This is a genomic window from Rhodoferax ferrireducens T118 (assembly GCF_000013605.1).
Classification (GTDB): Bacteria; Pseudomonadota; Gammaproteobacteria; order Burkholderiales; family Burkholderiaceae_C; genus Rhodoferax; species Rhodoferax ferrireducens.
Genome location: NC_007908.1, coordinates 2,092,619 through 2,114,903, shown reverse-complemented (window position 1 = coordinate 2,114,903; position 22,285 = coordinate 2,092,619). Strand labels below are relative to the sequence as shown.

Here is a 22,285-nt window from a genome sequence, read left to right as displayed (position 1 = left end):
GCTGGACATTGTTGTAAACACTGAAAAGGGGCGCCGCGTTGAATAATTGTTCAACGCGGCGTTTGCGTTGAAACCAGGCACTCAAAGACATGGCTAAAAGAGACTACTACGAAGTCCTGGGCGTTCCCAAGAACGCATCGGACGAAGAAATCAAAAAGGCTTATCGCAAACATGCGATGAAGCATCACCCGGACCGCAATCAGGGCGACGCCTCCAAGGCGGCTGAGGAAAAATTCAAGGAGTCCAAGGAAGCCTACGAAATGCTGTCGGACCCGCAAAAGCGTGCGGCCTACGACCAGCACGGTCATGCCGGTGTTGATCCCAATATGCGCGGCGGACCCGGTGCGGAAGGTTATGGCGGGTTCGCCGAAGCCTTTGGCGATATTTTTGGCGACATGTTTGGCCAGCAGCGCGGTCGGGCCGGTGCGGGGGGTGGACGCCAGGTTTTCCGTGGCAGCGATCTGAGCTATGCGATGGAGGTGACGCTGGAAGAGGCGGCTCGGGGCAAGGATGCCCAGATCCGGATTCCGAGCTGGGACGCGTGCGACGTGTGCCATGGCAGCGGTGCCAAACCCGGCACCCAGGCCAAGACCTGCGGCACCTGCAGCGGCTCGGGCGCCGTGCAAATGCGCCAGGGCTTTTTCAGCGTGCAGCAAACCTGCCCGACCTGCCGCGGCACTGGCAAAGTCATTCCCGAGCCCTGCACGGCCTGTCATGGGCAGGGCAAGATCAAAAAGCAGAAAACGCTGGAAGTCAAGATTCCAGCCGGTATCGACGGTGGCATGCGCATTCGCAGCGCCGGCAACGGGGAGCCTGGCACCAACGGCGGCCCGGCCGGTGACCTGTACATCGAAATCCGCCTCAAGAAACACGACATTTTTGAGCGTGACGGCGATGACATCCATTGCTCGGTGCCGATCAGCATCATCACGGCTTCGCTGGGTGGTGAAATTGATGTACCAACACTGAGCGGCAAGGCCGCCATTGATATCCCCGAAGGAACCCAAACCGGCAAGCAATTCCGGCTGCGCGGCAAAGGTATCAAGGGCGTGCGCGCCAGCTATCCCGGTGATCTGTATTGCCACATTCTGGTGGAGACACCGGTCAAGTTGAGCGAACACCAGCGCAAGCTGCTGCGCGAGCTTGACGAGTCGCTGAAAAAAGGGGGCAGCAAACATTCGCCCAGCGGCGACAGCTGGACCGACCGGCTGAAAAGTTTTTTCAGTTGAGGAAAATCACATAACGTCATAAAAATTGACGCACCAGAAATGCCACGAAAGATTTAACTGTCTTCGTGGCATTTTTCTGTGCATAGTGTGGGCATGACATCACCTAAGCGGGAGATTTCCACATGAGCGTCAACATTACTTTTCTGGGGGGCGCTGGCACCGTCACCGGCTCCAAATACCTGGTGCGCCACGGCGCCGAATCTCTGCTGGTCGACTGCGGCCTGTTTCAGGGCTACAAGCCGCTGCGCTTGCGCAACTGGACCCGTTTGCCGGTCGCGCCGAACCAGATTGATGCGGTTGTATTGACCCATGCCCACCTGGACCACAGCGGCTACCTGCCGCTGCTGGTCAGGGAAGGCTTCGCCGGCCATGTGCACGCCACCAGCGGCACACGCGACCTGTGCCGCATCCTGCTGCCCGACAGCGGCCACATCCAGGAAGAAGACGCTGCGTTTGCCAACCGCCACGGTTTCTCCAAACACGCGCCCGCCCTGCCCTTGTACACCCGGCAAGATGCACTCGATTGCCTGCCCCGGATCAAGGCGGTCGACTTTGGCAAGACCTTCCAGCCCATCCCCGGCTGGCGCGTCACGTTCTCCACGGCCGGGCATATTCTGGGTGCCGCCAGTGTGTTGCTGGAAGTGGCCGGACGGCGCATTCTGTTCTCAGGTGATCTGGGTCGCACCGACGACCTGATCATGAATCCCCCGGCGAAGGCGCCAGCCGCCAACACGGTCTTGATCGAGTCCACCTATGGCGACCGCGAACACCCCAAGGAAGACGTGCTGGCCGAACTGGCGCCCGCGTTGCAAAAGCTGGCCAAGCGCGGCGGCGTGGCGGTGATTCCGGTGTTTGCTGTGGGGCGGGCACAAGCCCTGCTGCACGCGATTCATCAACTCAAGCTGCGCGGCGAACTCCCCACCTCGCTACCTGTATTTCTGGACAGCCCGATGGCCGTGCACACCACCCATTTATTTGAGGCGCATCAGGGTGAACACCGGCTCAGCAGCAAGGACACCCACGCGCTGACGCACAGCGCCACCATGGTCAACAGCACCGATGAGTCACGTGCCCTGGCCAGTCGCCATGGCCCGATGGTGATTCTGTCAGCCAGCGGCATGGCCACCGGCGGGCGCGTGCTGCATCACCTCGCGCACTACGCGGGGAACCACCGCAACATGATCATCCTGACCGGCTACCAGGCACCCGGCACCCGCGGCGCGACCATCGCCGGTGGCGCCAAGTCGGTGCGCATCCACGGCCACGATGTGGAACTCCAGGCTGAAGTGGTGCAGTTGCAGTCGGCCTCAGCGCACGCAGACGCCAGTCAGCTGCTGGCCTGGCTGCGCACGATGCCCCAGGCACCTGACCAAGTCTATGTGACCCACGGCGAGTGGGGTGCTTCAGACGAATTTCGCAAACGCATCAAGCACGAGTTGGGCTGGCGGGCCATCATGCCGGAGCACGGTTCAACCTGGCCGACCTGAGCCGGAGCCCGGCAGCTTTGCCAGGACCTGCCCATCACCGTGCTGCGTTGCATTACCCAGCCTATTGGGCAGGCGTGACCGTCACGCTCTTGCGCAAGATTCCGCCAGCCTCGACACCACTTTGGACATTGCCCTCACCAAGAATGCGCGCCTGGCAAGCGATGCGGTCCTCACCTTGGTGGGCGTCACAGCGCCGCAGCGTATTCTGCTGATACTGGTCAGGGGCACTGTTGAGGGCACCGCGCCTGGCTTCGGCCAAGGCGTTTTTGGCCTCCCGACGGCAGGCTGCAAGATCCTGGTTTGATTGCCCGCTGGCACACGCCGCCATATCCTGGCGGTAGCGCGCCTGCGCGTCGGCCGTGGCACTGGCGTTCACCGCCAGCGCGGCTGAAGTGCACAGCAAGGTGGCCGCTGCGGCAAGGGCGAGATTGCGAAACGCAAAGCGTATGCTGGTCATGATGAACTCCTCGGTGATACGAAATGACGAATGCAGAGGGTCTGAGACCGCAGGCCGCTTGTTATAGCCGGCTGGCGCATGGAGCGGCTGACAGGGGGACCACATTGCATTGTTGAAGGCTAGGCCAAAAATCCCGCGCTGTATGTGCGCTCGCGTACCGAGGCGAAAATTGTCACAAACCGCTTATTGCTGGCAGTATTGAAAAAGACAGGACTGAAGACGTCAGTCAGAGCCCGTCACAGCGCCTTGAGTTTTTTGCGTGCGGCGGGTTTTGGCAACACGGCGCGAATCAAGGCCGCACAGCTTTCGACCGACATATAGCGTGGCACCGGGTAATTGGTATCCGCTTCACGGCAGGCAGCTCTCGCCAAGGCGGGAATGTCCGCTTTGCGCAGCGCGTTCAGTTGGCGCGGAATGCCAAGGTCGCGGCTTAACGCGTCGATCGACGCCAGAAACTCCTGCGCCAGCACGTCCTCTGGCTCCCCCTGGGTCCCCACTTCGGCGTGCAGCGCCAGAACCGCCAATCTGTCATTGACGGCAGGGCCGTAAAACCGCAGGACATGCGGCAACATGATGGCATTGGCGAGACCATGCGGCGTGTGGTATTTGCCGCCCAGTTGGTGGGCAATGGCGTGGACATTGCCTACATTGGCCCGGGTGAATGCCAGGCCGGCATAGGTCGCCGCCAGCGCCATTTGTTCGCGCGCCTCGAGGTTGTTGCCGTCCTTGTAGACCGCACGCAAATTGTGATAAATCAGGCGCACCGCGGCCAGCGCCATGCGATCGGAGTCGTCGGTGGACCAGTGGCCGATGAAAGCTTCAATTGCATGGGTCAGCGCATCCATGCCGGTGGCGGCAGTGACATGGCGCGGCAGCCCGGTCATCAAGACGGGGTCCAGGGCCGCCATCTTTGGCACAATGCGGGTATCCGCAATCACCAATTTCATCTTGTTTTCAGGGTCGGAAATGACAGCGGCCACGGTCACTTCAGAACCGGTGCCGGCGGTGGTTGGCACGGCATAGATGGGAACGGGTGCGTGCAAGCCCCGGAAATACCCCGCCAGGCTGCGCGGCGACTTGTGGTTGGCCGCCGACAGCCCAATAGCCTTGGCGGCATCCATCGCCGAGCCACCGCCAAAGGCCACGATGGCGTCACAGCCCTCGGTCTTGAAAACCGCAATTCCTTTCTCGATCAGCGGGATGGGCGCGTCCTGGGTGATTTCATCAAACACCACAAAGGCCGTTCCGCCTTCGGTCAAGGCCTGGGTCAATCGATTCAGCAAGCCCAGACCGGAGACGATGGGGTCGGTGACGATCAGGACCTTGCGGTGACCAAAGCCGCAGACAGCTTGTCCCAGCCGCGCACTTGAGCCGGGTCCCACCAGCAGGGTGGGCTGCGGTATGGGCATCAGTCGCGTCACCAGACCCGCCGCCCGCATGACGGCCGAAAGCCCCACCGAGCGCCCCACGTCCGCGATCAGATTCATGGTCAACATCGTTCTCCTGGTTGCGCCTGGTGGCCCCGGCGCTCAGAACTTGCCGCAAAACCAGCCAGTGGCGTCTGCCGAGCATTCAGTGAAATATGTGCAATTTAATGACAAGGTAGAAGGTAGCGGGTTGATCATGATCAACCCGCGAATCCGTGGCCAGCGGCAAAGTGGAAATACCTTCACTGGACGGACACATGAAAAGAGTCGTCAGCATCAGCTTGGGCGCGCGTGCCCAGGATTTTGAGTTTGTTGCATCCTTCATGGGACAGCAAATCAGTGTTCAGCGCCTGGGCACCGACGGCAGCACGAGCAAGGCCGTAAGCCTGCTGAAACACTGGGAAAAACACGCCGATGTGCTGGGCTTGGGGGTCGCGAAAGACAGCTACAACGTCGGTTCCCGCCGCTACATTGAAAAAGACAGCGCCCGCATGGCAGGCGTTGTCAAGCGCATCCCGGTGACCACCGGGGGTCGCTTGAACGACATCCTGCAGGAATGGGCTTTGCGCCATGTGCAGATCAAGCTGGGCAACTATTTCAACAACGCCAGAACCCTGTTTTTTTCCGGCATGAGCAACTACAAGCTGGCAACGTGCATGGCAGAGTACAGCCAGAACCTGCAGTTTGCCGACCCGCTGTTGCAGTTCGGGGTGCCCAAGCTGCTGACCTCGCTGAATGCCCTGGAGCTGTATGCCGCTGGTGCGCACTACGTATCCGACTGGGCGTTGCCAAGTGTGATGTCTTGCGCCCCCGTCAAGCAGTGGACCCGTTTCGTTCTGGGCAAGGCGATGCAGGAAGCGACCGTGATCGTGGCACCGGTGCATGAACTGGACGATTTCAATGCGGAAGAATTGGCTGGCAAGACCCTCATCACCACCTCTGTCAATGACGAGCGCTTGGCCCGATTCAAGGAGAAGGGCGTTCACCTGGTGATTGATGGCGCGCCCAGAATGTTCGAGCACGTGCTGGGCCCCAATATCCTGGATGCCATGATCATCGCCGCCAGCGGCAAGAACCCACCAGATCTGCTGGAGGACGACTACCTGGAAATCATCACCGATTTGCAGATGGAACCACGCCTTCTGTACCCAGGCGGATTCAAACGTGTCAACCGCTTTGCCTTCGTCATCCATCCCCTGTCGCAGGAGTATTTCAAGGTGGTCAAGCCCATCGAGTTGCTGTCGCAGGTCTCGCCGCCCCTGTTCATGGACTCACTGGAAAAGGTGCTGGCCTATGCCCCGCCTTTTGTTTATTCAAGGGTGACGGGAATCAAGTCGCCCACGGGTGTGGAAGCTGAAGGGTGGCTGATTTCGGTGGGGGGAACACCCAGGGAGATCATGGCCCACAGCCCCGAATTTACCTACCGCCGCTTGCTGGCCGCGGCCGACATGGCCCAAAAGCTGGGCGCGCAGATCATGGGCCTGGGCGCTTTCACCAAGGTGGTGGGCGATGCGGGGCTGACCGTCGCCAAACGCGCGCCCCTGCCTATCACCACGGGCAACAGCTACAGCGCCTCCGGGGCGCTGTGGGCCGCGCATGATGCCTTGTTGCGTATGCGACTGCTACCCATGCCCAGAAAGGGCCAGAAAGTGCAATTCAAGGCCATGGTGGTCGGCGCCACCGGGGCTATCGGCTCGGTCTGCGCCCGCCTGCTGGCCACTTTCGCCGAGGAGCTTTACCTCGTCTCCCCAGAGACCGCCAAACTGCTGTCGCTCAAGGACTCCATCCTGAAAGAGACACCGGACGCCCGGCTGTTTCTGTCAGCCCGGGCCAACAAGGACATTGCCGGCATGGACATGATCGTGACCGCCACCTCCGGCGCCGGCAGGAAGGTGCTCGACATCATGAAGGTCAAGCCCGGCTGCGTCATCACCGATGTGGCACGCCCGCTGGACCTGCCGCCCGAGGAGGTCGTTAAGCGCCCGGATGTGCTGGTGATCGAATCCGGCGAAATCCAGCTGCCAGGGGATGTCCAGATGAAGAACATCGGCCTGCCCAAAAACCTGGCCTATGCCTGCCTGGCCGAGACCATCGTGCTGGCCTTGGAGGGGCGGTTCGAGAACTACACGGTCGGCCGTTCCATCGAATGGGAGAAGGTGCGCGAGATCTACCGCCTGGGCCTAAAGCATGGCATGAAGCTGGCGGCCATCTCCGGCGTCAATGGCGTGTTTTCCGATGCAGACATTGAGCGTGTGCGCGAGCTGGCCTTGGCGGCGCGTGCCGGAAAAACGCGGACAGCCCGAAAAGCGGGGGCCGTCAAACCGGTGGCCCCAGCGCGGACAAAACCGGTAACAGCCGTGAAAAGAAAACCGAGACTGCAAGCCAGATAGATGCCGGCCTGCCAGCCACAGCGGCTTCGCCGCGGCCGCAGATGCCCCACCAGCCCAAGACCGGGACCGGAATCCTGCATTGTCGCTACGGTCGCGTGCCAAGGACGGAAATTGTCACCAATCGATAATCCATCACAATATCAAATCTACCTTGAACGCGACAACACGACCCCCATGAAGCTATTTCACCGCCACACGGAACGTCACCGCACTGACCGGATAGGCTGGCTGCGCGCGGCCGTACTTGGCGCCAACGACGGTATCGTTTCAACCGCCAGTCTGGTGGTCGGTGTTGCGGCTGCCAGTGCGAGCCATGGCAGCATTTTGCTGACCGGTGTCGCGGGGCTGGTGGCGGGCGCCATGTCGATGGCCGCGGGTGAGTATGTCTCGGTCCACTCACAGGCAGACACCGAAACAGCTGACCTTTCGCGTGAGCGCGCCGAGCTCGAACTGGACCCGGCCTCAGAACGGCGTGAACTGGCAGCCATTTATGTCGCGCGGGGGCTGCAGCCCGGCCTGGCGCAGCAGGTGGCCGAGCAACTGATGCAGCACGACGCCCTGGGCGCCCATGCGCGCGACGAGCTCGGCATCTCCGATACTTTTAGCGCCCGGCCGGTTCAGGCCGCGCTGGCGTCGGCCGCCAGCTTCGCGGTCGGTTCGGTGCTGCCGCTGGCCGCCACGGCGTTGGCGCCCGAGACCGGCTTGATTGGCTGGGTGTCCGGAACGTCCCTGCTCTTCCTGGCCTTGTTGGGCGCCGTCGCCGCCCGGGTTGGCGGCGCCGGTGTTCTGGTTGGCGCCTGGCGGGTCACGTTCTGGGGTGCGCTCGCGATGGGGATCACGGCAGGGGTGGGCGCACTTTTCGGTGCGGTCGTTTGATTGCAGATTCAACCCGGGAGCCAGCACGCGACAGCGCCCGCCATTGTCACGTCGTGGGCTTTGTCCTGGTGTTTGAAGAGGCCGGCTTCATCGACGTGGGACGCCAAGGCAAATGCCGCCACGTCCTGCACCTGACATGGCAAAGTGAAGCGAAAATGGCGCCATGAGCACTCCAGAATCAACGAACTACGACGGCGCCTGCACTTGCGGCCACGTGCGCTACCGAATGACAACAAAGCCCCTGTTCGTCCATTGCTGTCATTGCCGCTGGTGCCAGCGCGAATCTGGCGCATCGTTCGCGTTGAATGCCATGATCGAAGCCGACCGCGTGCAATTGCTGCAAGGTGCGGTGGAGGTTGTCAACACACCGTCCCTCAGTGGCAAGGGTCAAAAGATATCGCGCTGCCCCCAATGCCGAATCGCCGTTTGGAGCAATTACGCCGGGGCCGGAGATGCTGTTCGCTTTGTTCGCGTCGGCACGCTCGATGAACCAGACCGTCTGCCACCCGACATCCACATTTTCACGGCATCCAAGCAGCCCTGGGTTGTGCTCGGGCCCGACACCCCGGCTGTTGAGGAATATTACGAAGCTTCACAGATGTGGCCGGCCGACAGTCTGGCGCGTCGCGCACAAATGCCCCTATGACTGAATTCCTGACCGCCGCCTTCTACAAGTTCGTCGAACTGCCCGATTTCGCGCAGCTCAAAGCACCGCTGCTCACCTGCTGCGAAGCCAACGACGTCAAAGGCACCATTTTGCTGGCGACTGAGGGCATCAACAGCACGATTGCCGGACCGGCGGTCGGCGTACACGCCGTGCTGGCCTATCTCAGGCGTGATCCGCGCCTGGCAGACCTGCAACATAAGGAAGCCTGGTCGGCCAAAGCACCGTTTTACCGGATGAAGGTGCGCCTCAAGCGCGAGATCGTCACCATGGGCGTGCCGGGCATCGACCCGAACCTTGTGGTTGGCACCTATGTCAAACCGCAAGACTGGAACGCATTGATTGGCGACCCCGATGTGGTGGTGATCGATACACGCAACGACTACGAAGTCGGCATCGGCACGTTTGCGGGTGCCGTCAACCCGGACATCCAGAGTTTTGCCATGCTGCCGCAATGGCTGGCACAAGCGCCCGCCTTGCACCCGGCCACCGGCAAGAAACCCAAAGTGGCCATGTTTTGCACCGGCGGCATCCGCTGCGAAAAGTCCACTGCCCTGTTGCGGGCGCAAGGCTTTGACGAGGTCTTCCACCTGGAAGGCGGCATCCTGAAATACCTGGAGACGATTCCCCCTGAGCAAAGCCTTTGGCAGGGCCAGTGTTTTGTGTTCGATGAACGGGTGTCGGTTGGCCACGGCCTGATACCTGGGCAGCACGATCTTTGCCGCGCCTGCCGGCAGCCTCTGGATGATGCTGACCTCGCATCACCGCTGTTTGAAGCGGGGGTGAGCTGCCCCAAATGCCATGCCATCACCCGCGACATTCAGAAAGACGGCGCCCGCGAACGCCAGCGCCAATGGGAGCTGGCCAAGGCACGTCAGCAAGTGCATATCGGCGCGAGCCCGGAACCGAAAGCCATGCCAGCTACGGCAGGCCGCTGACGATGCTACGTTTTAAATAGCACCAAGCAATTACTTCGCGGGGGCTGCAGCCCAATCAGGCATAGTTTTTTGCCAGCAGTCGCGCCCGCGCACTGGCGTACTCGCGCTTGAGCTGGGCCACAAAATCGGCGGTACGCTGAACCTTGGTGACAGCGCCAATGCCCTGGCCGCAACCCCAGATGTCTTTCCAGGCTCTGGACTTGTCGCCGCCAAAATTCATCTTGCTGGGGTCGCTTTCCGGCAGGTGCTCGGGGTCCAGGCCAGCGGCGCGGATACTGGGCGCCAGGTAGTTGCCATGGACACCGGTGAACAGGTTGCTGTAGACGATATCGTCCGAGTTGCTGTCGACAATGGCCTGCTTGTACTCTTGTGCGGCCCGTGCCTCTTCGGTGGAGATGAAGGCGGAACCGATATAGGCAAAGTCCGCGCCCATGGCCTGCGCGGCCAGCACGGCGTCGCCGGTGGCAATGGCGCCGCTCAAGACCAGCGGGCCGTCAAACCACTGGCGGATTTCCTGAATCAGCGCAAACGGGCTCTTCAAACCGGCATGTCCACCGGCACCGGCCGCCACTGCAATCAAACCGTCCGCGCCCTTCTCGATTGCCTTGTGCGCATGCTTGTTGTTGATGACGTCATGCAGCACCACACCGCCGTAGGAGTGGGCAGCCGCATTGATGTCTTCGCGCGCGCCCAAGGACGTGATGATGATCGGCACCTTGTACTTGACGCAAAGTGCCATGTCATGCTCCAGGCGGTCATTGCTCTTGTGCACGATCTGGTTGATGGCAAAGGGTGCGGCGGGCTGCTCCGGGTGGGCCAGGTTGTGGGCAGAGAGCGCTTCGGTGATTTCTATCAGCCATTCTTCCAACTGCTCGGCCGGGCGCGCATTGAGCGCCGGCATGGCACCGACCACACCGGCGATGCACTGGGCAATCACCAGCTTGGGGTTGCTGATGATGAACAAGGGCGAGCCGATCACGGGGAACGGCAAGCGGTTCAGGGGCGCGGGCAAGTGGGACATCGGATCTCCGTCAACATGAAATTCTATTGATAAAAATAGCCGCTAGCCCTTGTCCAGCAGGCGCGAGCGGCTATTAGATATGTAGCAGTTTTAAATCAGATCAGAACGCATCCAAGGCCAGCGCCGTGACGCTCTCGCAGCCGTCCACAATGGCGTCGCGCATGCCAGGGGCCTTGGTCAGCAAATGGTCGGCATAGAAGCGCGCCGTGATGATCTTGGCTTGCATGAAGGACACATCCACCCCTTGGGCGATCTCGTCCTGCGCCATCAGCAGCGCGCGCGCCAACTGCCAGCCCGCCATCAGGTTACCGGCCAGCATCAGATAGGGCACGCTGCCGGCAAACACATCACTGGGCCGGGTCTTGGTGTTGGTCGCCACAAAGTTCACCACGTCGACAAAGGCCACACGCGCCGCCTTGAGACGTTTGGCGACCGCCAGCGCATCGGCACTGCCACTCTTGACCAGCAAGCCTTCCGTCGCTTCAATCTGCGCGGCCAGCGCCTTGGCGGTTTGGCCGCCATCACGCGCGGTCTTGCGCCCGACCAGGTCATTGGCCTGAATGGCGGTGGTGCCTTCGTAGATGGTCAGGATCTTGGCATCACGGTAGTACTGCGCTGCACCGGTTTCTTCGATATAACCCATGCCGCCATGCACCTGCACGCCGAGCGAGGTGACCTCCAGGCTCATCTCGGTGCTGTAACCCTTGATCAGCGGCACCATGAACTCATAGAACGCCTGGTTCTGTTTGCGCACCTCGGCGTCTGCGTGATGATGCGCCGCGTCATAGGCCGCAGCTGCCACCGTCGCCATGGCGCGGCAGCCCTCGGTGTAGGCACGCATCGTCATCAGCATGCGCTTCACATCGGGGTGATAGATGATGGTCGCGTTGGCAGGTGCCAGAGCATCGACCGGACGGCTTTGAACCCGGTCTTTGGCAAAGGTCACCGCTTGTTGATAAGAGCGCTCGGCAATCGCGATGCCCTGCACGCCGACGCCAAAGCGGGCAGCGTTCATCATGATGAACATGTATTCCAGGCCGCGGTTCTCCTGACCCACCAGGTAACCCAAAGCACCCCCATGGTCACCAAATTGCAGCACGGCTGTCGGACTGGCCTTGATGCCCATCTTGTGCTCGATGCTGACGCATTGCACATCGTTGCGTGCACCCAGCGAGCCGTCTTTGTTCACCAAGAATTTGGGCACGACGAACAGGCTGATGCCCTTGACGCCTTCCGGTGCGCCAGTGACGCGGGCAAGCACCAGATGGACGATGTTTTCGGCCATATCGTGCTCACCCCAGGTGATGAAAACCTTGGTGCCAAACACCTTGTAACTGCCGTCTGCCAGCGGCTCAGCGCGCGAACGCACGGCGGCCAGATCGCTGCCAGCCTGTGGCTCGGTCAGGTTCATGGTGCCGGTCCACTTGCCGCTGACCAGGTTTTCAAGGTAGGTAGCTTTCAGTTCGTTGGAACCGGCCGTCAGCAGCGCTTCAATCGCGCCGTCAGTCAGCAGCGGGCACAGGGCAAAACTCATGTTGGCTGAGTTTTGCATTTCGCCGCAGGCCGCGCCGATGGTCTTGGGCAGCCCCTGTCCACCAAAATCGACCGGGTGTTGCAAGCCCTGCCAACCACCGTCAGCAAACTGGCGAAACGCTTGCTTGAAACCGGGTGTTGCCGTCACCACGCCATCTTTCCAGCTGGAAGGGTTCTTGTCACCCTCCCAGTTCAGCGGCGCAAGCACCCCCTCGTTGAACTTGGCAGCTTCCTCCAGCACGGCTTGCGCCGTCTCAAAACCAGCATCTTCAAAACCTGGCAACTGGGCGATCTGCTCAATATCGGCGAGATACTTGAGATTGAAAAGCATGTCTTTGAGGGGGGCAACGTAGCTCATGGTGAGTCTCCAAATGGAAAAGAGAAAGCGCGCACGTTCAATCGTTCAAACCGGGCGCGAAAAAAAAGGGCACCGCGAACGATGCCCTGTTTGTGCCTGGCTTACAGCGCGGCCACCAGTTCGGGCACCGCCACGAACAGGTCCGCTTCCAGGCCATAGTCGGCCACCGAGAAAATCGGCGCCTCGGGGTCTTTGTTGATGGCCACGATCACCTTGGAATCCTTCATGCCGGCCAGATGCTGGATCGCGCCGCTGATACCGACTGCGATGTACAGCTGCGGCGCCACGATCTTGCCGGTCTGGCCCACTTGCCAGTCATTGGGCGAGTAACCGGCGTCCACCGCGGCGCGCGAGGCACCAATGGCAGCACCGAGCTTGTCGGCCAGTGGCATCAGGATTTCCATGAACTTCTCGCTGGAGCCCAGCGCCCGGCCCCCGGCCACGATGATCTTGGCTGCGGTCAGCTCAGGGCGATCATTTTTGGCGATTTCACTGCCCATGTAAGTTGACTTGTCACTGGCCGCGACCGCCGCTACGGCCTCAATGGCGGCCGTGCCACCGCTGGCAGCTGCCGGGTCAAATCCGGTGGTGCGCACCGTGATGACCTTGATGGGGTCTGTGCTTTGCACAATCGCAATGGCGTTGCCGGCGTAGATCGGGCGCTCAAAGGTGTCGGGGCTGTCGACTTTGGTGACGTCAGAGATCTGTCCCACGTCGAGCTTGGCGGCCAGGCGCGGGGCGATGTTCTTGCCGGACGCCGTGGCGGCAAACAGGATATGGCTGTAGTTCGAGGCGAGGGCCAGAATCTGCGCGCTCATGTTCTCAGCCAGGCCGTGGGCCAGGGCGTCGCTGTCAGCGTGCAGCACCTTGGACACGCCGGCAATCTGCGCCGCTGCAGCGGCTGCGGCGCCGGCGTTGGCACCGGCTACCAGCACGTGCACCTCACCGCCACATTGGACGGCAGCGGTGACGGTGTTGAGGGTTGCGCCCTTGAGGGTCGCGTTGTCATGTTCGGCAATTACTAAAGATGTCATGAATGGGCTCCTGTAAGACTCGTCATCGCTTAGATGACTTTGGCTTCATTTTTGAGTTTGGCCACCAGCGTTGCCACATCGGGCACTTTGATGCCAGCGCTGCGTTTGGGTGGCTCGCTCACACGCAAGGTTTTGATGCGCGGTGTGACGTCGACCCCGAGGTCTTCGGGCTTGAAGATGTCGAGTTGCTTTTTCTTGGCCTTCATGATGTTGGGCAGTGTCACGTAGCGTGGCTCGTTCAGGCGCAAGTCGGCGGTGATGACCGCCGGCAAGGTGATGGACAGCGTTTCTGAGCCGCCGTCGACTTCACGCGTGACCGAGGCTTTGCCTTCAAGCACTTCAATCTTGCTGGCAAAAGTGGCTTGCGGCAGATCGGCCAGCGCAGCGAGCATTTGGCCGGTCTGGTTGCAGTCATCGTCAATGGCTTGCTTGCCCAGGATGATGAGGCCGGGCTGTTCTTTGTCCACCAGCGCCTTGAGCAACTTGGCCACGGCCAGCGGCTGCAGCTCGACCGAGGTCTCGACCAGGATGGCGCGGTCCGCGCCAATGGCCATGGCGGTGCGCAGGGTTTCCTGGCACTGGGTCACGCCGCAGGAGACGGCGATGACCTCGGAAACCACGCCTTTTTCTTTCAGGCGCACGGCTTCTTCGATGGCGATCTCATCAAAAGGGTTCATGCTCATTTTGACGTTGGCGACATCAACACCCGTGTTGTCCGATTTGACGCGGACCTTCACGTTGTAATCGACCACGCGTTTCACTGCGACCAGGACTTTCATTGCTTCGACTCCAGATAGTTACGAATTCGGCGATTGACTTGAAAAGGCACGTCACCCGAGTTGACGTGCACGTCAACTCGGACATTCTATGCTGTGCCATCCATCAGCCGGGTCATCCAGATGACAATCGGCTAATCCGGCACAAAATAGTACGGTCGTGCTTTTTTTGAATTATACCGGCATAAGAATCTGCCCTCGCCCAGGCCAGGTGCGCCAATAGCAGGCGGGCACCAGGAACTCAAAATATCTGGCGCAGCGCGAGCCTCCAATGCGGGCGGCTCCCAACAGACATCAGGCATGATGCGCAACTGCAGCAATTTCCAGGTAGATGACCGCAGTGACTCCCGCTCCAAGCTCCCAGCCAACAACATCCCGCCTGTTGCGCGGCTATTTTTATCTGACCCTCAGCATGTCCCTGGTGGGCAGCTACGTGGCCTTGTCCAAGCCACTGGCGGCCGCACTTCCGGTGTTGTTGCTGGCCTGGTTGCGATTTGGCATTGGCGCTCTGGCGATGCCGCATTGGCTCGCCAAACCAGCGACCGAAGTACCGATGACCTGGCACACAAAAAGGCTGCTTTTTCTGGAGTCTTTTTTAGGCAATTTTCTGTTCACCCTGTGCATGCTGTATGGCGTGAGCCTGACCAGCGCGGTCTCGGCGGGCATCATCATGGCCACCATTCCGGCCATGGTGGCACTGCTGAGCTGGGTCTTTTTGCGCGAGCGTATTGGGCTGCGGGTGTGGACGGCCATTGGCTGCGCCGCCTTCGGTATTGTCCTTTTTGCACTGTCAAAATCAGGACAAGTTACGCAGACAGGACACGGGCTGGAGCCACCTTCAATATATAAAGACGCATGGCTGGGCAATCTCCTTGTTTTTGCTGCAGTCGTGTGCGAGGCTTCTTACGCCGTCATCGGCAAGCAGCTCACTGGTGTGTTGACACCCAAACGTATCACCGCACTCATCAACCTGTGGGGCTTCATCTTGATGACGCCATTCGGTCTTTACGCCGCCATGAAATTTGATTTTTTGACGGTGCGGCCCGCGACCTGGCTGCTGCTCGTGTTCTATGCGCTGGCGGCCAGTGTCTGGACGGTCTGGTTGTGGATGACTGGACTCAAGACCGTACCGGCTGCCAGTGCCGGCGTCTTCACCGTGATGCTGCCGATCTCGGCGGCGCTGGTGGGGGTTCTGGTTTTGGGCGAAACGCTCAGTGGCATGCAGGTACTGGCATTCGCCATCGCCTTGGCTGGTGTGGTGTTGGCCACACTGCCAGCACAGCGCTAGAGACGCTACACGAGTCGACCGGCAGCCAGCACCATGCCATCTTCGTCCGCATAGAGCCAGTCGCCTGGTCGGACCCAGACGCCCTGGATTTGCAGCGCAAGGTCACTTTGCCCTTCGCCGCGCTTTTCCGTTGGCAGCGGCATGGACGCCAGAGCGCGAATGCCCAGACCCACCGCAGCCAGCTCGCTCACGTCACGCACGCAGCCATCTATCACCACACCGGCCCAACCATTTCTGGCAGCAGCCGCGCCCAGGTTGCCACCGAGCAGGGCGCGCCGCAAGGAGCCACCACCATCGACCACCAGCACCTTGCCAACGCGCCCCGCAGGCGTCTCTTGGTAGCCAACTGACTCGACGGCCGCTTTGACGCTTGAGTTGTCCTCAAAACATTTGACGGTCACCACCGGTCCGCAAAATTGGCGCACGCCGCCAAAGTCACGAAACACCGGGGGCAACACCCTGAAGGCGCCGGAAACATCGTTTTTGTGCGCATCGCACAGGTCACAGGTGGCAAATGAAGGGGTCATGTTCTTGTCCTTTAAGCAACAAAATTGTAGAGGTGATGATCGCAAACCAAAAAAAACAACATTTACCAATGAAATAAAGGCTTCCCCCCTTGGAAACATGCTCATTCTCCAGTAGCATCCACCGCACCAGTGAGGAAGCCGTTTTTTGCTGGTGATTCATCAACTTCCAGAAGGACAATAAATCATGGCAACTGCAAAGAAAGCACCGGCAAAAAAAGCTGCACCCGCTAAAAAAGTAGCGCCGGCCAAGAAAGTCGCTCCGGCTAAGAAAGTAGCCGTCAAGGCGGCTGCGCCGGCAAAGAAAGCCGCCCCAGCCAAGAAAGCAGCACCGGCCAAAAAAGTCGTTGCCAAAAAAGCACCTGCCAAAAAACGCACCGCCAACGCGGCCTTCATGAAGGCCTTGACGCCCAGCGCTGCGCTGGCCGCCGTTGTGGGCGTCGGCCCGCTGCCACGCACCGAGGTGGTCAAGCAACTGTGGACTTACATCAAGAAGAACAAGCTGCAAGACGCCGTCAACAAACGCATGATCAATGCCGACGCCAAGCTGAAGGAAGTTTTTGGCAAGGTGCAGGTCTCCATGTTTGAGATGGCGGGCCTGATCGGCAAGCACCTGAAATAAGCAGCGTTCGCTGCCTAGCGAAAAGGCCGACGCGAGTCGGCTTTTTTGTTCTGGCATGATCCACGCTTTGCCCCGATCACTCAAACTCTGAACCATGCTGCGTTTTCTCTTAACCCGCTTCAGCCTGATCATCCCGACCTTCATCGGCATGACGCTGTTGGCGTTCTTCCTGATTCGCCTGGTACCGGGGGATCCGATTGAGACCCTGGCGGGCGAACGCGGCATCGATGCCGTGCGCCACGCCACCCTGCTCAAGGAGTACGGACTGGACCGCCCGGTGCTGGTGCAATACGGCATTTACATCGGCCGTGTGCTGCAAGGCGATCTGGGCAAATCGATCATCACCCACGAACCCGTGCTGCGTGAGTTCATGACACTGTTTCCCGCCACCATTGAACTCGCGCTATGCGCGATTTTTTTCGCCTTGTTGCTGGGCATTCCGGCGGGTATTCTGGCGGCGGTACGACGAAATACGATATTCGACCATGGCGTGATGGGTGTGTCACTCACCGGCTATTCGATGCCGATCTTCTGGTGGGGCTTGCTGCTGATCCTGCTGTTTTCAGTGCAACTCGACCTGACGCCGGTGTCAGGTCGCATTGCCGTGGAGTATTTCATTGAACCCGTCACCGGCCTGCTGCTGATTGACAGCTGGCTGGCTGGCGACAAAGGGGCCTTCTGGTCCGCCTTCACCCATTTGATTTTGCCGACCATCGTGCTCGGGACCAATCCATTGGCGGTAATTGCCCGCATGACGCGCTCAGCCATGCTTGAAGTACTGGGTGAAGACTACATTCGCACCGCGCGCGCCAAGGGCTTGTCCAACCTGCGGGTGGTCGGTCTGCACGCCTTGCGCAATGCGCTGATTCCGGTGATCACGGTGATTGGATTACAGGTCGGTGTGCTGTTTACCGGCGCCATCCTGACCGAAACCATTTTTTCCTGGCCGGGCGTGGGCAAGTGGCTGATTGAAGCGATTGGCCGACGCGACTATCCCGTTTTGCAAGGTGGCATGCTGCTGCTCGGCATGATCGTGATGACGGTCAACCTGCTGGTGGACGTGACCTACGGCATCATCAACCCCCGCATCCGGCACTGAAGGCCAGCATGATGAGCACTAGTTTGACAAGTTTACAGATCGACGAGGCCTTGGAGCCACCGCACCCGCTGCGTGAGTTTTGGCGCTACTTCAGCAGCAACAAAGGCGCCGTCGGCGGCCTGGTGATTGTGGTGCTGGTGCTCCTGATTGCCATGTTTGCGCCCTTGATTGCGCCCTATGCGCCCGACCTGACCGACCCCAACGTCTTTCTGAAACCACCCGCCTGGCAAACCGAGGGCTCCAGCGCCCACTGGCTGGGCACCGACGCCATTGGGCGCGACATCCTCTCGCGACTGATTTTTGGCGCCCGCCTGTCGCTGGCGATTGGCCTGGCGGTGGTGACGCTGTCGGTGATCACTGGCACTATTTTGGGGCTCACCGCCGGTTATTTTCGGGGTATCTTTGAGGTCGCCGTGATGCGCCTGATGGACATCATCCTGACGCTGCCGAGCCTGCTGCTGGCAATCGTGATCGTGGCCATTTTGGGCCCGGGCCTGATGAATGCCATGCTGGCGGTGGCGGTGGTGGTCTTGCCGCACTATGTGCGCATCACACGCGCCGCCGTCATCTCCGAGGCCTCCAAGGACTATGTAACCGCCGCCCGCATGAATGGCGCCGGCCACCTGCGCCTGATGTTCAACGAGATCCTGCCCAACTGCACCGCGCCCTTGATTGTGCAGGCCTCGCTCGGTATCTCGGCGGCCATTCTGGACGCGGCTGCTTTAGGTTTTCTGGGCCTGGGCGCGCAACCGCCTTCGCCCGAATGGGGCACCATGCTGGCCGATGCGCGTGAGTTTGTGCTGCGCGCCTGGTGGGTGGTCACCTTCCCGGGCCTGGCTATTTTGATCACAGTACTGGCCTTCAACTTACTCGGTGATGGTCTACGCGACGCATTTGACCCCAAGCTCAAACGCTGACGGCCCACCTTAATCATCTTCTTATGGCTTTACTTGAAATTGAAAATCTGTCGGTCGATTTCCCTTCGACCAACAGCGTGATGCACGCGGTCGAAGGTGTCAGTCTGTCACTGGACACCGGCGACGTGCTGGGCATCGTCGGCGAATCCGGCTCCGGCAAAAGCGTCACCATGATGGCGCTGATGGGGCTGGTGGCCTACCCCGGTGTCGTCACGGCCGACAAGCTGCGCTTTGACGGTCACGACCTGCTCAAACTCTCCACCAAAGAACGCAGCCAACTCATCGGCAAAGACGTGGCGATGATCTTCCAGGACCCCACCACCAGCCTCAACCCCTGCTTTACCGTCGGCTTTCAACTGGCCGAGACGCTCAAGCTGCACCTGGGTCTGGACGCCAAGGCGGCCAAACGGCGCTCCATCGAACTGCTGGAACAAGTCGGCATTCCGGCACCCGAGAGTCGCCTCAAGATCTATCCGCATCAGATGTCGGGCGGCATGAACCAGCGCGTCATGATCGCCATGGCCATTTCCTGCAACCCCAAGCTGCTGATTGCCGATGAACCCACCACCGCGCTGGACGTGACGATTCAGGCCCAGATTCTGGACTTGCTGCGCAGCCTGCAAAAAGAGCGTGGCATGGCGCTGGTGTTGATCACGCACAACATGGGCGTCGTGTCTGAGATGGCGCAACGCGTGGCGGTTATGTACGCCGGCCAGATCATGGAAGAACAATCGGCGCAAACCCTGTTTGCCACGCCGCACCATCCCTACACCGAGGCGCTGATGTCCGCCATGCCCGAGCGCAGCGACGGCGTGAGCCGCCTGGCCACCATTCCCGGCATGGTGCCGGGCCTCTATGACCGGCCCAGTGGCTGCCTGTTTGCGCCGCGCTGTGCATACGCGGTGGACAGCTGCCGCGCCCAGCGCCCGCCCCTGCGCCCGTGGCAAGACGGCATGGTGCGCTGCCAGTTTCCACTCGGGGGAAAAGCATGAGCCCGTCTGAAACACCCGTGGTCGTCGCGCGCGATCTGCGCCAGGTCTACAAAATCAGCCGCGGCTTTCTGCACGCCGCGGATCAACTGCAGGCGGTGAGCGGTGTCTCCTTCACGCTGCACGCCGGCAAGACACTGGCGGTGGTGGGCGAGTCGGGTTGTGGCAAGTCCACGCTGGCGCGCATGGTGTCGCTGATCGAGACGCCCACTGCCGGTGAACTGCGCCTCAATGGCGTGGACGTGGTGAAAGCCAGCACCACTGAACGCCATGCGCTGCGCCGTGCCGTGCAACTGGTGTTCCAGAATCCGTATGGCTCACTGAATCCGCGCAAGAAAATCGGTGCCATTCTGGAGGCCCCGCTGGAGATCAATACCGAATTGACGGCGGCACAACGTGCCGAGCAGGCACGCGCCATGCTGGCCCTGGTCGGCCTGCGCCCGGAGCACTATGACCGCTACCCGCACATGTTCTCGGGCGGCCAGCGCCAGCGCGTGGCCATAGCGCGCGCCCTCATGCTCAGACCAGCGGTGATCGTGGCTGACGAGCCGGTGTCGGCGCTCGATGTCTCGATTCAGGCCCAGGTCCTCAACCTGCTGGCCGACTTGCAACAAGAGTTGGGCCTGGCCTACCTGTTTATCTCGCACGACCTGGGCGTGGTGCGCTACATTGCCCACGACCTGCTGGTGATGTACCTGGGCCACGCGGTCGAACAAGGCGAGAAAAAAACCATCTTCGCGCAGCCGCTGCATCCCTACACGCAAGCACTGCTGGCCTCTACACCGGGCATCATTGGCAGCGGCACGGCGCACAAACGTATCGTGCTCACGGGTGAGTTGCCCTCGCCTTTGAACCCACCCAGCGGTTGTGTGTTTTCCACCCGCTGCCCCAATGTGGTGGCACGCTGTCACACGGAGCGTCCGGTCCTGCGCGAACTGGCTGGCCGCCAGGTGGCGTGCCACGAGGCCGAGCAATTTATCCAACCCGCTGCTGAGCAGCATTAACCCCGAAGGAGTCCACAAGATGACCTGTTCAAAATCAAGCGCACGCCGAAAATTCGGCCTCAAGCCTGCTGTGCTGTGCGCCATCGCATTGCCCGCCTTGTTGGCGTTGGCGCCGGCCGCGGCCAAGACGCTGGTGTATTGCTCGGAAGGCAGCCCGGAGAACTTTTACCCGGGCGTCAACACCACCGGCACTTCGTTTGATGCCGGGGTCCAGATCTATGACACGCCGGTGCAGTTCGAGCGTGGCGGCACCAAGGTCCTGCCCGCCCTGGCGGAAAAGTGGGACATCTCCAAAGACGGCACTGAATACACCTTTCACCTGCGCCAAGGCGTGAAATGGCAGTCCAACAAAAACTTCAAGCCAACGCGCGACTTCAACGCCGACGACTTCATTTTCTCCATCGAGCGCCAGTGGAAGCAAGCTGACCCCTACTTCAAGGTCACCAGTTCCAACCACTCCTACTTTGACGACATGGGCATGCCCAAGCTGCTCAAGTCGGTCGACAAGGTGGACGCGTACACGGTCAAGATCACGCTGAACAAGCCGGAAGCCCCGTTCCTGGCCAATATGGCGATGCCGCACAACGGCGTGCAGTCCAAGGAATATGCGATTGCCATGCTCAAGGCCGGCACCCCTGAAAAACTTGACCAGGAGCCGGTTGGCACTGGCCCGTTCTCCCTGGTGCAGTACCAGAAAGACGCACTGATCCGCTACAAGGCGTTCCCGCAGTACTGGGCCGGCAAGGCCAAGATTGACGATTTGATTTTTGCCATCACCCCCGACGCCTCGGTGCGCTGGGCCAAGCTGCAAAAAGGTGAATGCCATGTCATGCCCTACCCCAATCCGGCGGATCTGGAGGCCATGCGCAAGAACACCAGCATCAAGGTGCTGGAGCAACCCGGCCTAAACGTCGGTTATCTGGCCTACAACACAACCAAAAAGCCGTTTGATGACGTGCGCGTGCGCAAAGCCATCAATATGGCGATCGACAAAAAGGCGATCATTTCAGCGGTCTATTTGAGCACCGGCATCCCGGCCATCAACCCGATCCCGCCGACGATGTGGTCTTACAACAAATCCGTCAAGGACGACGCTTTTGACCCGGCAGCCGCCAAGAAACTGCTGGCGACCGCTGGCTACCCGGACGGGTTCAGCACCGACCTGTGGGCCATGCCGGTACAGCGCCCCTACAACCCCAATGCGCGCCGGATTGCCGAGCTGATGCAAGCCGACCTGGCCAAAGTGGGGGTCAAGGCCGAAATCAAGAGCTTTGAGTGGGGTGAATACCGCAAGCGCATGCAGGCCGGCGAACACCAGATGGGCATGCTCGGCTGGACCGGTGACAACGGCGACCCTGACAACTTCCTCAACACCTTGCTGGGCTGCACCTCGGCCAAGGCCAATGGCTCCAACGTTGCCAAGTTCTGCTTCCAGCCGTTCGAGGACTTGATCCAGAAGGCCAAGATCACCTCCAACCTGGCCGAGCGCACCAAACTGTATGAGCAGGCCCAGGTGATCTTCAAGGAACAGGCGCCCTGGTTCACCATCGCCCACGCGGTTGCCCTGAAGCCGGTGCGCAATGAAGTCGTCGACTTCAAGATCAGCCCGTTTGGCACCCACGTGTTCTATGGCGTTGACATCAAGTAAGCCG

General features: G+C 60.6%; 21 protein-coding genes. 14 read left to right on the top strand and 7 right to left on the bottom strand.

Annotated features, from left to right (window positions below; translation table 11 throughout):
• Positions 1 to 89: 89 nt before the first annotated feature.
• The gene (dnaJ, locus tag RFER_RS09945; protein WP_011464261.1) at positions 90 to 1,229 is read left to right on the top strand and encodes a molecular chaperone DnaJ; all 1,140 of its coding nucleotides are present in this window, start codon (positions 90 to 92) and stop codon (positions 1,227 to 1,229) included.
• Between the two features lie 122 nt (positions 1,230 to 1,351).
• A complete protein-coding gene (locus RFER_RS09940) occupies positions 1,352 to 2,716 on the top strand; it encodes an MBL fold metallo-hydrolase (RefSeq protein WP_011464260.1) in 1,365 nt (454 codons plus the stop codon).
• Positions 2,717 to 2,777: 61 nt separating this feature from the next.
• Here RFER_RS09940 and RFER_RS09935 read toward each other — a convergent pair whose 3' ends face one another.
• Positions 2,778 to 3,173 (bottom strand): hypothetical protein, encoded by a 396-nt coding sequence (locus tag RFER_RS09935; protein WP_041791899.1) that lies wholly within the window; start codon positions 3,171 to 3,173, stop codon positions 2,778 to 2,780.
• Positions 3,174 to 3,409: 236 nt separating this feature from the next.
• Positions 3,410 to 4,660, bottom strand: coding sequence for an iron-containing alcohol dehydrogenase (locus RFER_RS09930; protein WP_244095848.1), 1,251 nt, complete (start codon positions 4,658 to 4,660; stop codon positions 3,410 to 3,412).
• Between the two features lie 197 nt (positions 4,661 to 4,857).
• On the opposite strand from RFER_RS09930, the gene RFER_RS09925 reads away from it, so the two are divergent.
• The 5 genes from RFER_RS09925 (at position 4,858) to RFER_RS09910 (ending at position 9,468) form a co-directional block, all read left to right on the top strand.
• Positions 4,858 to 6,990, top strand: coding sequence for a dehydrogenase (locus RFER_RS09925; protein WP_011464257.1), 2,133 nt, complete (start codon positions 4,858 to 4,860; stop codon positions 6,988 to 6,990).
• A gap of 174 nt (positions 6,991 to 7,164) precedes the next feature.
• A complete protein-coding gene (locus RFER_RS09920) occupies positions 7,165 to 7,866 on the top strand; it encodes a VIT1/CCC1 transporter family protein (RefSeq protein WP_011464256.1) in 702 nt (233 codons plus the stop codon).
• Complete coding sequence (locus RFER_RS24065) at positions 7,863 to 8,033, top strand: hypothetical protein (protein WP_166485700.1); 171 nt, start codon at positions 7,863 to 7,865, stop codon at positions 8,031 to 8,033. Before RFER_RS09920 ends, RFER_RS24065 begins: the two co-directional genes overlap by 4 nt.
• Complete coding sequence (locus RFER_RS09915; protein WP_011464255.1) at positions 8,030 to 8,512, top strand: GFA family protein; 483 nt, start codon at positions 8,030 to 8,032, stop codon at positions 8,510 to 8,512. Before RFER_RS24065 ends, RFER_RS09915 begins: the two co-directional genes overlap by 4 nt.
• Positions 8,509 to 9,468: a rhodanese-related sulfurtransferase gene (locus RFER_RS09910; RefSeq protein ID WP_011464254.1), complete on the top strand. Its 960-nt coding sequence runs from the start codon at positions 8,509 to 8,511 to the stop codon at positions 9,466 to 9,468. The genes RFER_RS09915 and RFER_RS09910 overlap by 4 nt, the downstream gene beginning before the upstream one ends.
• 55 nt (positions 9,469 to 9,523) lie before the next feature.
• Here RFER_RS09910 and RFER_RS09905 read toward each other — a convergent pair whose 3' ends face one another.
• From RFER_RS09905 to RFER_RS09890, 4 genes are all read right to left on the bottom strand, one after another.
• Complete coding sequence (locus tag RFER_RS09905) at positions 9,524 to 10,489, bottom strand: NAD(P)H-dependent flavin oxidoreductase (RefSeq protein WP_011464253.1); 966 nt, start codon at positions 10,487 to 10,489, stop codon at positions 9,524 to 9,526.
• Positions 10,490 to 10,589: 100 nt separating this feature from the next.
• On the bottom strand, positions 10,590 to 12,380 hold the full coding sequence (locus RFER_RS09900; RefSeq protein WP_011464252.1) for an acyl-CoA dehydrogenase: 1,791 nt from the start codon (positions 12,378 to 12,380) through the stop codon (positions 10,590 to 10,592).
• A 101-nt stretch (positions 12,381 to 12,481) separates the two neighbouring features.
• Entirely contained in the window at positions 12,482 to 13,414 is a 933-nt protein-coding gene (locus RFER_RS09895) for an electron transfer flavoprotein subunit alpha/FixB family protein (RefSeq protein WP_011464251.1), read from the bottom strand.
• A gap of 29 nt (positions 13,415 to 13,443) precedes the next feature.
• Positions 13,444 to 14,193, bottom strand: a complete 750-nt coding sequence (locus RFER_RS09890; RefSeq protein ID WP_011464250.1) for an electron transfer flavoprotein subunit beta/FixA family protein — start codon at positions 14,191 to 14,193, stop codon at positions 13,444 to 13,446.
• A 409-nt stretch (positions 14,194 to 14,602) separates the two neighbouring features.
• Between RFER_RS09890 and RFER_RS09885 the strand changes: the two genes are divergently transcribed.
• Positions 14,603 to 15,478 carry a DMT family transporter gene (locus RFER_RS09885; RefSeq protein ID WP_244095847.1) on the top strand — a complete coding sequence of 292 codons (876 nt, stop codon included), beginning with the start codon at positions 14,603 to 14,605 and terminating at the stop codon, positions 15,476 to 15,478.
• A gap of 5 nt (positions 15,479 to 15,483) precedes the next feature.
• On the opposite strand, the gene rraA is transcribed toward RFER_RS09885, so the two are convergent.
• Positions 15,484 to 16,005, bottom strand: a complete 522-nt coding sequence (gene rraA, locus RFER_RS09880; protein WP_011464248.1) for a ribonuclease E activity regulator RraA — start codon at positions 16,003 to 16,005, stop codon at positions 15,484 to 15,486.
• Positions 16,006 to 16,189: 184 nt separating this feature from the next.
• Between rraA and RFER_RS09875 the strand changes: the two genes are divergently transcribed.
• The 6 genes from RFER_RS09875 to RFER_RS09850 all read left to right on the top strand — a co-directional run bounded on the left by RFER_RS09875 (position 16,190) and on the right by RFER_RS09850 (position 22,281).
• Positions 16,190 to 16,624, top strand: coding sequence for an SWIB/MDM2 domain-containing protein (locus tag RFER_RS09875; RefSeq protein WP_011464247.1), 435 nt, complete (start codon positions 16,190 to 16,192; stop codon positions 16,622 to 16,624).
• A 94-nt stretch (positions 16,625 to 16,718) separates the two neighbouring features.
• Positions 16,719 to 17,723: an ABC transporter permease subunit gene (locus tag RFER_RS09870; protein WP_011464246.1), complete on the top strand. Its 1,005-nt coding sequence runs from the start codon at positions 16,719 to 16,721 to the stop codon at positions 17,721 to 17,723.
• A gap of 8 nt (positions 17,724 to 17,731) precedes the next feature.
• Positions 17,732 to 18,640, top strand: coding sequence for an ABC transporter permease subunit (locus RFER_RS09865; RefSeq protein ID WP_011464245.1), 909 nt, complete (start codon positions 17,732 to 17,734; stop codon positions 18,638 to 18,640).
• 23 nt (positions 18,641 to 18,663) lie between these two features.
• Entirely contained in the window at positions 18,664 to 19,632 is a 969-nt protein-coding gene (locus tag RFER_RS09860; RefSeq protein WP_011464244.1) for an ABC transporter ATP-binding protein, read from the top strand.
• Entirely contained in the window at positions 19,629 to 20,633 is a 1,005-nt protein-coding gene (locus RFER_RS09855; RefSeq protein WP_011464243.1) for a peptide ABC transporter ATP-binding protein, read from the top strand. The genes RFER_RS09860 and RFER_RS09855 overlap by 4 nt, the downstream gene beginning before the upstream one ends.
• Before the next feature lie 19 nt (positions 20,634 to 20,652).
• Positions 20,653 to 22,281: an ABC transporter substrate-binding protein gene (locus RFER_RS09850; protein ID WP_011464242.1), complete on the top strand. Its 1,629-nt coding sequence runs from the start codon at positions 20,653 to 20,655 to the stop codon at positions 22,279 to 22,281.
• The last annotated feature ends 4 nt before the right edge of the window (positions 22,282 to 22,285 follow it).